General features: G+C 46.4%; 10 protein-coding genes. 3 read left to right on the forward strand and 7 right to left on the reverse strand.

Features of this window, described 5'->3' with window-relative positions; genetic code table 11:
• Nucleotides 1-97: 97 nt before the first annotated feature.
• Nucleotides 98-3,007: an excinuclease ABC subunit UvrA gene (gene uvrA / locus IEU85_RS03050; RefSeq protein ID WP_229714743.1), complete on the reverse strand. Its 2,910-nt coding sequence runs from the start codon at nt 3,005-3,007 to the stop codon at nt 98-100.
• 308 nt (nt 3,008-3,315) lie between these two features.
• Here uvrA and IEU85_RS03055 point away from each other — a divergent pair, with 308 nt between their 5' ends.
• From IEU85_RS03055 to IEU85_RS03065, 3 genes are all read left to right on the forward strand, one after another.
• Nucleotides 3,316-4,917 (forward strand): ABC-F family ATP-binding cassette domain-containing protein, encoded by a 1,602-nt coding sequence (locus IEU85_RS03055; protein WP_188354738.1) that lies wholly within the window; start codon nt 3,316-3,318, stop codon nt 4,915-4,917.
• A 106-nt stretch (nt 4,918-5,023) separates the two neighbouring features.
• Nucleotides 5,024-5,809 carry a 2,3-bisphosphoglycerate-dependent phosphoglycerate mutase gene (locus tag IEU85_RS03060; protein ID WP_188354739.1) on the forward strand — a complete coding sequence of 262 codons (786 nt, stop codon included), beginning with the start codon at nt 5,024-5,026 and terminating at the stop codon, nt 5,807-5,809.
• A gap of 150 nt (nt 5,810-5,959) precedes the next feature.
• Nucleotides 5,960-6,886, forward strand: coding sequence for a LysR family transcriptional regulator (locus tag IEU85_RS03065; protein WP_188354740.1), 927 nt, complete (start codon nt 5,960-5,962; stop codon nt 6,884-6,886).
• A gap of 129 nt (nt 6,887-7,015) precedes the next feature.
• Here the strand turns inward: IEU85_RS03065 and pyrE are convergent, their stop codons facing one another.
• The 6 genes from pyrE to IEU85_RS03095 all read right to left on the reverse strand — a co-directional run bounded on the left by pyrE (nt 7,016) and on the right by IEU85_RS03095 (nt 12,877).
• Entirely contained in the window at nt 7,016-7,744 is a 729-nt protein-coding gene (pyrE, locus tag IEU85_RS03070; protein ID WP_229714702.1) for an orotate phosphoribosyltransferase, read from the reverse strand.
• Between the two features lie 185 nt (nt 7,745-7,929).
• Nucleotides 7,930-8,862 carry a dihydroorotate dehydrogenase gene (locus IEU85_RS03075; protein WP_188354741.1) on the reverse strand — a complete coding sequence of 311 codons (933 nt, stop codon included), beginning with the start codon at nt 8,860-8,862 and terminating at the stop codon, nt 7,930-7,932.
• Nucleotides 8,862-9,779, reverse strand: coding sequence for an iron-sulfur cluster-binding protein (locus IEU85_RS03080; protein WP_188354999.1), 918 nt, complete (start codon nt 9,777-9,779; stop codon nt 8,862-8,864). Before IEU85_RS03080 ends, IEU85_RS03075 begins: the two co-directional genes overlap by 1 nt.
• A gap of 183 nt (nt 9,780-9,962) precedes the next feature.
• On the reverse strand, nt 9,963-10,928 hold the full coding sequence (pyrF, locus tag IEU85_RS03085) for an orotidine-5'-phosphate decarboxylase (RefSeq protein ID WP_188354742.1): 966 nt from the start codon (nt 10,926-10,928) through the stop codon (nt 9,963-9,965).
• Nucleotides 10,929-10,994: 66 nt separating this feature from the next.
• Entirely contained in the window at nt 10,995-12,461 is a 1,467-nt protein-coding gene (locus tag IEU85_RS03090) for a dihydroorotase (RefSeq protein ID WP_188354743.1), read from the reverse strand.
• Entirely contained in the window at nt 12,458-12,877 is a 420-nt protein-coding gene (locus IEU85_RS03095) for an aspartate carbamoyltransferase regulatory subunit (protein WP_188354744.1), read from the reverse strand. The genes IEU85_RS03090 and IEU85_RS03095 overlap by 4 nt, the downstream gene beginning before the upstream one ends.
• Between the last annotated feature and the right edge of the window lie 28 nt (nt 12,878-12,905).

Genomic DNA, 12,905 nt, shown 5'->3' on the forward strand with positions numbered 1-12,905 from the left:
CTTACTGTAGTTGCACTCAATTGGTACTGCATCTGTACTGAGCACTGCTTACTAAGCGCTTAGCTATACCGCCTAATTGCATCCTAATCTAGCGCAATTATTGCTGTAGCATGTCACGCAAGAACTTACCTGTATAGCTTTGTGGCACCTGTGCTACTTGTTCAGGCGTTCCTTGAGCAACCACAGTACCACCGCCATCGCCGCCTTCTGGACCCATATCAATAATCCAGTCAGCACATTTTATTACATCAAGATTATGTTCAATAACTATAACTGTATTGCCTTTATCAACCAGCCCTTGTAGTACATCAAGGAGTTTGCGCACATCTTCAAAATGTAATCCTGTAGTAGGCTCATCAAGAATATATACGGTTTTACCATCTGAGCGCCGCTGTAATTCAGTTGCTAATTTCACGCGCTGCGATTCACCGCCAGACAGTGTTGGCGCAGACTGCCCAAGTCGAATATAACCAAGCCCTACATCAACCAGCGTATCGAGATAGCGTGAGATCGCAGGATGGCTAGAGAAGAATTGTGCAGCCTCTTCAATAGGCATATTGAGCACATCAGCAACGGACTTACCATTGTATAGAACTTCCAATGTTTCGCGGTTATATCGCGTACCATGGCATACTTCGCAATCAACGTAAACATCTGGTAGGAAGTTCATCTCAATTTTCAACGTGCCATCACCATGGCAGGCTTCACAACGACCACCTTTAACATTAAAAGAGAAACGACCTGGACCATATCCGCGCACTTGTGCTTCAGGAGTTTTTGCAAATAGCGCGCGGATTTTATCCCAAACTCCCGTATATGTTGCAGGATTGGATCGCGGCGTGCGTCCGATAGGATTTTGATCCACATGAATTACCTTGGTGACCTGATCTACACCCTCAACTCGTCGATGCTTACCTGGCACAATACGAGCACCATTTAACGCATCCGCAAGTACTGGATACAAAATAGTATTCACCAAAGTTGATTTACCAGAACCTGATACACCAGTTACACAGGTAAAAACTCCGGTTGGGAAAGCAACATCGATATTTTGCAGATTATGTTCCCTTGCTCCTCGCACAGTCAGTGTATGGGCTCGATTTACTTTGCGTCGCGTTGCAGGTACAGTAATAGCACGCCTTCCAGCAATATAATCGCCAGTAATAGAACGTTTTGCTTGCACAATCTGCTTTGCTGGACCTGAGTAAATCACTTCACCGCCATGCTCACCAGCACCAGGACCAATATCAATCACCCAGTCAGCTTCTTCAATAGTTTCTTGATCATGCTCGACTACAATCAGTGAATTACCTAGATCGCGCAAATGGTGCAAAGTTTCAATGAGACGTTCATTATCACGCTGATGCAATCCAATACTTGGCTCATCAAGCACATACATTACGCCCACTAGTCCAGAACCGATTTGTGTAGCAAGACGAATACGCTGTGCTTCTCCGCCAGATAGTGTTGCTGCAGCGCGAGATAAGGTCAAATATTCAAGACCGACATCATTTAAGAAGCCCAGTCGTGCTCGTATTTCTTTAAGTACTTCGCCAGCAATAATTTGTGCCGACCCGCTGAGTTTGAGCGAGCGCACCCATGCAAGTCCATCGCGTACTGGCATATCGCAGACGTCAACAATGCTTTTATCACCAACGGTTACTGCTAATACTTCTGGCTTTAAGCGCTTACCATGGCAGGTTTGGCATGGCACTTCGCGCATATACGATTCGTAGTATTGGCGCATAGAGTCTGAGTCTGTTTCGTCATGCCTGCGCATCAGTGTGCGTACTACGCCTTCAAATCCAGTTGAGTATTCACGTAGTCTGCCCCATCGGTTGCGGTATGAGACAGTAACTTTGAAGTCTTTGCCATACATTACTGCTTGGCGCACATCTTCTGGTAGGTCTTGCCATGGGGTGTCCATAGAGAATCCCATCTCTTTTGCAAGTCCTTCTAACAGATGCGTGTAGTATTCTGTTGCTGTTTTTGATGTTGACCATGGCTCAATAGCGCCTTGTGCCAGTGATTTTTCTGGGTCGGTAACCACTAATTCTGGGTCAATTTCTAGGCTGAATCCCAATCCTGTGCATGCTGGGCAAGCGCCGTATGGTGCGTTAAATGAGAACGTTCGTGGTTCGATTTCGTCTAGATCAAGTTGGTGACCGTTAGGGCATGAACGGTGCTCTGAAAATGGTCGGCGACGCTCCGGATCCTGTTCGTCTTTATCGACAAAATCAGCAATTACCAGCCCTTGTGCAAGTTTCAACGCGGTTTCTACAGAGTCAGTTAAACGCTGGCGGATACCTTCTTTAACTACTAATCGGTCTATAACGACTTCAATAGTGTGTTTTTTCTGCTTAGTAAGTTTGATGTCGTCAGAGAGCTGATGCATCTGCCCATCAATAAGGGCGCGTGCATAACCGTCTGAACGTAGTACTTCAAGCATATCAACAAATTCGCCTTTGCGTCCGCGCACTACTGGAGCAAGCAACTGGAAGCGGGTGCGTTCTGGATATGACAATAGGCTATCGACAATTTGCTGTGGAGTTTGTGCTTGTACTAGCTCACCACATTCTGGACAGTGTGGTACGCCAGTGCGAGCAAAGAGCAAGCGTAAATAATCGTATACCTCTGTAATGGTGCCTACTGTTGAGCGTGGGTTGCGGTTAGTGGTTTTCTGGTCGATAGAGACTGCTGGGCTTAAGCCTTCAATAAAATCAACATCTGGCTTATCCATTTGCCCTAAGAATTGACGTGCATATGCTGATAATGATTCAACATAGCGGCGTTGTCCTTCAGCAAATAATGTGTCAAATGCTAAAGAGGATTTACCAGAACCGGATAACCCAGTAAATACCACCATGCGGTTACGCGGAAATGCCACATCAACGTTCTTAAGATTGTGGGCACGAGCTCCTTGAATGGTTATTTTGAGATCATTCGGTACCGCAGATATATCGGCAATACAATGTTTGCCATCGTTATGAATTGGCGCTTGGCTGATTAGCGTGGATAAAAATGCATCACCATTGGCGTATTGGAGTGCAGCTTGCTGGGTATGCGATAATGTCTCTACTTGTTCGCTCACAGTTTTCCCTTGTCTGATAGATGTGCTCTCCTAACCATAGCGCATTCTATGCAAAAAACGAACATGTGTTCGATAGTATGTTCGCCTCAAGCGCAACGATGAACTCTGCTCCTCCCTAAGCACAAGCGTAGCACTCAGTAGCACGGTTAAGCTATGATAGAGCGCTGGGCATTTGAGCATTACAACGACAACGCTTATCTATAGCAACACATACTTGGAGTATTATGGCAATTGACGCGCAGGGGTTAGAAATTCGCATTGGAGCACGTACACTGCTTAACCCAACTGATTTTCATGTCACTAAAGGCGACCGTATTGGACTTGTTGGTCGCAATGGTGCCGGTAAAACAACTTTAACCCGCGTCATTACTGGAGAAACCCTACCAAGTGCTGGTACTGTTCGCGTCTCGGGAACACTTGGTTATTTGCCGCAGGATACTCATTCTGGAGATCAAACGCGCTCTGCTCTCGACCGTATTATGAGTGCCCGCGATATTGATAGCATTGTGCGGCGCTTGCGCAAAGCTGAACATGAGATGACTAATCCAGACCCGGATATTATGTCCAAAGCCATGAACCGCTATGACAAAGCCATGCAGGATTTTGAAACTACTGGGGGCTATTCAATTCAGGCAGATGCTACGGTAATGGCTCATAGTCTTGGTATTGAACAGGAAGTATTAAAGCGACCTCTGGCTGATCTATCTGGTGGACAGCGTAGGCGCGTAGAACTTGCGCGTATTCTGTTTTCACAGGCAGACACCATGATTCTTGATGAGCCAACCAACCACTTGGATGCGGATTCTATTGAGTGGCTGCGCGATTACTTAAAGCATTTTGCTGGCGGTTTTCTTGTTATTTCTCACTCTACAGAATTGCTTGATGAAGTAGTCAATAAAGTATGGCATTTAGATGCACAGCGTGCGCAAATCGATATGTATAGTATGGGTTGGAAAGCCTATCTGCACCAGCGTGTTGTCGATGAGGAGCGCCGCCGCCGTGAGCGCGAAGTTGCTGAGCGCAAAGCGGAGCGCCTGCTCAAACAAGGTGAGCGCCTGCATGCTAAAGCAACGAAGGCTGTGGCTGCGCAAAATATGATTCGCCGTGCGGAGCGCCTATTGCAAGAGACTAGCGAAGCACAACGTCAAGAGAAAATTGCCGATATTCGATTTCCTGAGCCAGCACCTTGCGGACGCACGCCAATTTTGGCAACTGATATTTCCAAAGCGTATGGCTCCAATATCGTATTCGCTGGCATTAACCTCGCCATCGATAAGGGCTCTCGCGTAGTGATTTTAGGTACGAATGGCGCTGGTAAAACAACAACATTGCGCTTACTCGCTGGTTTAGAAGCCCCAGATACTGGCGAAGTCAAGCTCGGTACGGGTGCCAAAATTGGATATTTTGCGCAGGAGCATGACACGCTCGACTTACAAGATAGCGTGCTGGGCAATTTGCAGCAGGTCGCTCCGGAATTAAATGATACGCAGGCGCGCAGTATTCTCGGTTCCTTCTTATTCTCCGGAGATGATGCTTTTAAGCCGGCGGCGGTGCTTTCTGGCGGCGAAAAAACACGTCTTGCTCTCGCTACTTTAGTGACGAGTAGAGCAAACGTGCTGCTGCTTGATGAGCCTACTAATAATTTGGATCCCGCTTCGCGTCAAGAAATTCTCAAAGCTATCGCCAAATATGAGGGTGCTATTGTGCTGGTCACGCACGATGAGGGCGCAGTAAAAGCCTTACAGCCTGAGCGTGTACTGCTTATGCCTGACGGTGATGAGGATTTGTGGAGCGATGAGTATCTGGATCTTGTTGCAGAAGAATAACACTTACAACCAGAACGCCTTCTCTTCCCAACCATCTCCGCTCCACTACTACAACACGACGGCACAGAAATACCAATGGTAGAACTATGAGCGATATAGTAGAACCATGTTAGTCATTATGAGGCATGGTCAAAGTACGTGGACACAAAGCTCAGTCAACAAGTTTGCAGGCTGGGTTGATGTCCCACTTACAGAGCAAGGGCGCGATCAAGCACGCCATGCTGGCGAATTATTAGCGCAATATCATATCAAACCTGATGTGGTGTTTACTTCTCTACTGTCTCGCTCTATTACTACAGCCAATATTGCGCTGGATACCTGCGATCGACTATGGATTCCAGTGCATCGCACTTGGCGTCTCAATGAACGACATTATGGGGCTTTTCAAGGACAGACAAGACCTGAGATGTTAGCTCAAGTAGGCGCTGAACGGTTGCAAGCAATACGGCGTGGCACACATACGCGACCTCCTGAACTTGCATTAGATGCCCCGTATGCACAATGCCATGACCCACGCTATAGCGCTCAGTTTGCTGATCAACTTGATATGATTAACCCTGCGCTTATTCGTGCCGAGTGTCTTGATGATGTCTGGCAGCGGTTACAACCATACTGGAATGCTGAAATTTTACCGAAACTCGCAGCAGGTCAAACAGTACTTATAGTCACTCATGGCTCAGTAGTGCGACAAATTGTGCGCGTGCTCAACCACCTTGATGACGATGCTATACAACAACTCAATGTGCCTACTGGAGTGCCGATGAAGTTTGAACTTACTGTTGAACACAATGCAGCTGCCGGCACCAATACCATTGTCAGCTCTGATGAAGGCACTTATTTAGATGAGCAGGCAGCTCGCGCTGGTATCGAAGCAGTACACGCTCTCGTATAGTAAATCTAATCAGCTCCACTCAGTATCATACTACGGTAACATGTGATACAACACAGTACAGCAACACGTTCAAACTATACTCTATAACCAAAAATGCAAAGAGTTGGAATATTATTACTTTCCAGCTCAATACTTCGATAGGATACGCTTATGACCTTGCTGCAATTATCCTATATTGTCAAAATAGTTGAATGCGGTTCCATGAATGAAGCCGCCCACGAACTCTATATTTCACAGCCCGCGCTCTCTGCTGCGGTAAAAGATTTAGAAAAAGAAATGGGTATTGAAATTTTTACCCGCTCCTCACAAGGTATTGCATTAACTGTTGATGGTGCAGAATTCCTCACCTATGCTCGCCAAGTATTAGACCAAGTTTCGCTATTACAAGACCGTTATCACAGCGCCAAGCCGCGCAAACAATTATGCCGGGTCTCCACACAACACTATATGTTCGCAGTTGAAGCATTCGTGAAGTTAGTTGAATCCATCCAATCTGATGAATACGAGTTCACCATCCGAGAGACACGCACCCGCGATATTATTGAGCAAGTCGCTACTATGCAGTCAGAATTAGGTATTTTATACTTATCTGATTTTAATAAGGATGTTATTAGCAAATTATTGCGGCAAAAGCACCTGACATTCCATCCTATTTTCCGCGCTAATCTGCACGTTTTTCTTTCACGATCCAACCCACTCGCTGGCAAAAAAGTAGTAACTATGGAGGATTTGCGCCCGTATCCTTGGATCCAGTACGAGCAGGGCGCGGAAGGAAGTTTCTATTTTGCAGAAGAAGCAGTATGGCCAGAGTATTCGCCCCGACAAATCAATGTTACTGACCGCGCTACTATTTTGAATTTTATTGTGGGATTAAATGGTTTTACCGTCTGCTCTGGTATTGATAATGAAGATTTGAACAGCGAAAAAATTGTTACTGTGCCGTTAGCTACCGATGAAACTATGCTGGTTGGTTGGATTGCCAATGAGCGCGCCAAGCTGTCACAAGCTGCGCAAACCTATATTGAACGGCTTCATGAAGTTATCGACGAGCACGGTTATACCTTGATTAAGGACTAATCAATTACGCAGGTATCTAGTCGAAAACCATATGCCGGTAAACAGCTGAGACAGTTTAACAAAGTATCCATATCTATGATCTCTTTGGGACTGCCTCAGCTTTCATCAAAATACTGCTGTATTGCAAACTTATGCGCCATAGCGAGCTAAATACTCGTGTGCTGCTTGGTCAATAGCCTCACTAACATATGGCTGCCCGTCAGCATCGAGTAGTTGCTTACCTGCTGCAAAAATATGACGCACATCAGTAATAGCCAACACAGGGAATCCAAACTCCTGCTCTACGCTTGCTACTGCAGAAAGTTCACTATCACCGGCACGCTCGCCACGATCCACACTAAGCACCAGTCCCGCAAGATGTATGTTTGCTTCTGCACGCAGCTTAGGTACAACTTCACGCACAGCGGTGCCAGCAGTCATCACATCATCGACCATCAGCACATTCATATTATCGGTCAGCGGCGTGCCAACCATCATGCCACCATCGCCATGATCCTTGCGCTCTTTGCGGTCAAAGGTGTACCCCACTGGCATGCCAAAATCACGCTGTAATGCAATTGCTGTTGCAACGGCTAGAGGAATACCTTTATAAGCAGGACCAAAAATAGTATCAATGCGTTCAGGAAGCACTCCCTCACGCTGAGCTTCAACAATACGTTGCGCATAAAATGCGCCGAGACGCGCAATACGATCTCCTGTATTAAAAGCGCCAGCATTGATAAAATATGGCGAAATTCTTCCTGATTTTAGGGTAAATGAACCAAATCGTAATGCTTGGCAATCTAATAAAAACTGCGTAAATTGCTCATGCATATCTTGTGCTTGTTCTGTCTCTTGCATCTCTTCTGCTGATTGCATCTGATAACTCCTCATCGTCTAAGTTCACTATATACATCTGATATAGCCGCGTGTAACTGTGTACAACTTGTATGTCTACGCAGGGCTACGTTTGACTACAAATATCTACGTATGGCTACAAATTTCTGCGTATGACTAGGGACATCTGCATATGACTGCGTACGCCTTATGACACTACGACGCGCTTACTTCCACGTTTTGCCTTCTGCAAGCAGATTTGCTAACTGTGGACGAGTATCAAGCAAATCATCGAGCTCTCGGGCAATACGCAGCGGTGCGATAGGGTCAAATAGTGCTGCCGAACCAACTTCTACAGCATTAGCGCCAGCATACAAGAACTCCAAAGCCTTCAATCCACTATCTACACCGCCGATACCAATAATTGGAATATCGGGCAACGCTTGACGCACACGCCACACAAATCCCAGTGCAATAGGCAATAATGCAGGACCTGAAACACCACCTGTTCGATTGGCAATAATAGGCTTACCCGTGCGCGTGTCAAAACGCATACCAACAAGCGTATTGATCATACTCAATGCATCGGCACCACCATCTACCGCAGCTTTTGCAACTGACACAATATCGGTCACATTTGGAGATAGCTTCACGATCATTGGCTTATCAGTAAGTGTGCGTAAATGAGCAATCAGTTTATAGAGGGCTACAGGATCTGTTCCAACTGACATACCACCATGAGACACATTCGGGCAACTCACATTGATTTCGAGCATGTCAGAGGCGTGGCTTGCCAGCTTAGTCACTACCTGAGCATAATCATCATCACTATGGCCAGCAACATTAGTAATCACGGTAGCGCCCATAGCTTTTAACTTCGGCAAATCATCAACTAAATAATGATCTACACCTGGGTTTTGCAGACCAACAGCATTCACATTTGCTGCAGGAGACTCAGCGCAGCGAGGCGAAGGATTACCCTCCCACGGAATTGGCGATACGCCTTTTGTACTAATCGCACCCATCTGTGAAACATCATAATAATCACGCACTGCTGCCAATTGGAAGGTACCCGAAGCAGTACCAACGGGGTTTTTCCATGGTACGCCTGCAACGACGGTGCCATGTTTCCATTCGTGAGGCTCATACACATTTATCATTAGTTCCACCCCAATTCTTCTCGCGTAAACACAGGACCGTCATTACACACTTTTAAGCGACCTCGAGCAGTATCAACGGTACACACTACACAGGTGCCATAGCCACAGCCCATCCTCTGTTCAAGGCTTAATTGACATTGCATATGATGCTCAGCTGCCCAATGTGCCACGGCTTTCATCATGCCATGCGGACCGCAACTGAGCAACACATACGGTAATCCCTGCTCATCCACTGCCATGTGACCAGATCCACGTTCATCACTTGTCACCACAGTAATATGCTGAGCAATATCATGTTGCAATACATCAATAACATTGCCTTGACTATCGTCAATACTTAATGTCTGATCAGCATAGGCTTGCATCATGGAGTCAGCAAAATGTACATTGCGATATCCCAGTACTGCGGTGGTTACACTCCGACTAGCAGTATCTGTTGATGTATGTTCAGCATGCTGCTGACGCAAGAGCTGGGCTGTACGAATTAAAGGAGGCACACCCAAACCGCCGCCAACCAGCACATAATGAGCTGGCATATCAATCGCATATGGCTTTCCTAAAGGACCTAATACATCAATAGTATCGCCTTGTCGCATATGGGAAAACTCTTCAGTACCTTCACCAACTACAGCAAAAATAACAGAAACTACATCGCCTTGAACTTGTGCTACACCAAAAGGACGCGGCATTAAGCGCATATCATCATGCGAATAGAGGTTAATAAATTGCCCTGCTTGAGCGTGGCGTGCAATATATGGGTCAATAATCGCAAATTCTATAACGCCATCTGTTAATGGCTGAACATGATGCACACGAACCTCATGGCGTGGCGCTTTGAATCCTGCTTGAAGTGCGTATTGAACAATTGGCGGCACATCACCTAGTAGTGTAGTATCAGCCTGTAACGTAGTATCCATCGGCTGACTTACTGGCGTGGATGCTGTCATACCATCTCCTTACGGCAACTTATCAATGCTGCGTAGTCTTGTGTTTTCGAGTGTCCGTATACCGTTTTCAGTTTGTTTGTGTATTTACCAGTTGAATGCGGTGAGTAAGTATCGGGTGAATAAGAGCCTGATTAAGTATGCAATCGAAAAGACTTAGCGCTCAGCTAACGCCGACTGTAAATCATCACGCATAGCGCATGCTGCTTTTCTTGCACACACCGCAACATGATCGAGCGCATCTTGAGCACTCATATATGATGTTGGCTCTTGCTTCTTCCACGCACCAATAATGCCTCGTGAAGAATTGACGATAGCGCCACTACCCTGAGTATCAAACATGCCAACCACATCAGCTGCAGTACCACCCTGTGCCCCGTACCCAGGAACAAGGAAGAACGTATGCGGCATACGAGCACGTAATGCTTGACCTTGCTCAGGGTGCGTTGCGCCAACAACTGCGCCAAGACGACTGTAACCATACTCACCAATGCTGCTGTTGCCCCATTCACCGACTAAACCAGCAATATGCTCGTATAGATGCATTCCGGAGGCAAGTTCTACCTCCTGAATTTGAGCACTTGAAGGATTTGATGTGCGCACAAGAGCAAATACATCACGATCATGGGCGTTTGCAGCATTGATAAAGGGTTCTACACCATCAGAACCTAGGTATGGATTTATGGTTATCGCATCCTCATGCCACATATCAACATGCCCACTGTGCGCGCCAAACCCTGCAAGATGCGCAGCGTAGGCGGCAGCTGTAGAACCAATATCGCCACGTTTAATATCGCCAAGCACATACAGTCCCTTGCTTTGCGCATATTCACAGGTCATGGTGTAAGCGTCAAGTCCAGCTGCGCCGAGTGCCTCATACATAGCAATTTGTGGCTTTACTGCTGGCACAATATCAGCAACAGCGTCAATAATAGCTCGGTTAAATTCTAAGTAAGCAATAGCATATGCTGCAAGCTCATGTTCTTGCTCAGCATCAACTTCTTGCTCTACTTCCTCGCGCATTTCATCAACGATAATTGACGGTACTAGTGCAGGGGTAGGATCTAAACCTACTACACTGGGATTTTGCGTTTGTTCAATGGCTGCTATCAGTCGATCCATATCCTTCTTCTTTCGCTGTGGCGCTATGCCACGTACTCATATGCCATGTACTAAAGATGCTATGTACTAAGCTTGGGTACTGTTAGGCATGAGCTGTTGTGTTGGACTAATGCGGCTGGATGCAAGCTGCGAGCCGATAATAGTAGCAACAGCGCGCGCATGAACTTGCCAACCATCAAATGGACAATTACGAGCCTTAGAGTGGAAACTGTGTGCGTCAATCGTCCAAGGAGTGTGAGTGTCAAGCACTACGAGGTCTACTGCCTTAGGATGTTCCACATGGCGCAAATCGAGCACACGCCTTGTAGCACAAGCCGCACTAGTGTTCAATAATGCAGCAATATCCGTAGCCTGATGACCCATAAGCTGCGCCGGAGCTACTGACATGGCATGAATTAACGCCTGTTCATCCATCCAACCAGCATCTACTAACGCTTGGTAACAGACAGCAAAAGCTGTTTCTAAGCCAATAATGCCATTAGGAGCGTGAAGCAAGTCCTGCGCTTTTTCCTGCGCCGTATGCGGTGCATGGTCAGTAGCAATCATATCAATGGTGCCATCAGCTAGTGCTGCCCTGATTGCAGTTCTATCTTGAGCAGAACGTAACGGAGGATTCATTTTTGCCGCAGTACCTAATTGCGCAACATCTTCATCACATAATGCTACATAGTGAGGAGCCGTCTCACACGTAATAGGAATGCCTTGAGCTTTTGCTTGGCGAATTGCCTCTACTGCAAGAGCTGTAGAAATATGCTGCAAATGCACTGGCACACCACTATCACGTGCGGCGGCAATATCGCGCTCAACAATTTTGAGTTCAGTACGTTGATCAATACCTGGAACCCCAAGCTTGTTTGCTGTCTGACCAGCATTCATTACACCCGTATCATGGTGCTCGCAATGATCAACCACAAGAATACCTGTGCGTTGGGCAGCAGCAATAGTATCTGGCAATACCGTGTCTGTAATCGCACTGCCATCATCACTAATAGCAATAACAGGATGACGTAACGCTAATTGGCGTTCATCACGACTTTGTGGCATATACTGTTGCCAATACTGAGCAGGAGTTGCACTCTTACTGAGTCTGCCTAGTGAAGCACTTACACACACGGAATACCGTACTGGAAGTGAATAATTATTGGATTCCCATTGGCGCACATACTCAAGTGCATTAATCTGTTGATCTCCAACTTGCACTGTGCGCCCATCCATTGCTGGCTCGGTATTAGGCATAATCAGCACATGGGTATACCCTCCGAATGCTGCTGCCAAACTACCAGTTTGCATGGTTTCTTTGTCACGCTGACCTGGGTCTCTAAAATGCACATGAGGATCTTCAAATCCGGGAGCTAAGGTGAGCCCTGATGCGTCTATTTCAACTGACTGTTCTCGCTCGACGTGTTCATAGATAGGTGCGCTTTGCGCTTCTTGTGCATACCCATCGCGCAATTGTGGAATAATCACATCAATAATTTCGCCGGTATCCCATACTCGAATACCGCGTAATGTAATCGTTGACTGCTCACTCATAGTTTGGCCTCTTCATCACAGTAATCACAACGATATTCGTGCGTTAGCTCATTAACCAAGTGGAAGCGCTGACTTAATCCACGCTCAATTGTGGTAACGCAACGAGGATTGACGCAGGTAATCACATCTGTTACATGTGTCGGCAAAGTGGGGTTAAGTTTTTCAACAATCACGCCACCTTGCACAATATCAACTGTTGCTGTGCTGGCCACCAAGCCAAGCACTGCTAAATCAATCTGCTGATTGCCCTCAATTTTAATAATATCTTTACTACCATAGCGCTTTGAAGAGGTATTCATAATAAGCGCAAGTGTGGTGTGTGCTGGATCAATATGCAGCAGTTGCAATACTTTTAATGCCGTTCCCGCTGGAACGTGGTCAATAATAATACCTTCAGTTAAGCTCGTTACTTCCATATGTCCCCCTGACGTGTGGTGTGCATGG

The sequence above is a fragment of the Galliscardovia ingluviei genome, from assembly GCF_014635685.1.
Lineage (GTDB): Bacteria > Actinomycetota > Actinomycetes > Actinomycetales > Bifidobacteriaceae > Galliscardovia > Galliscardovia ingluviei.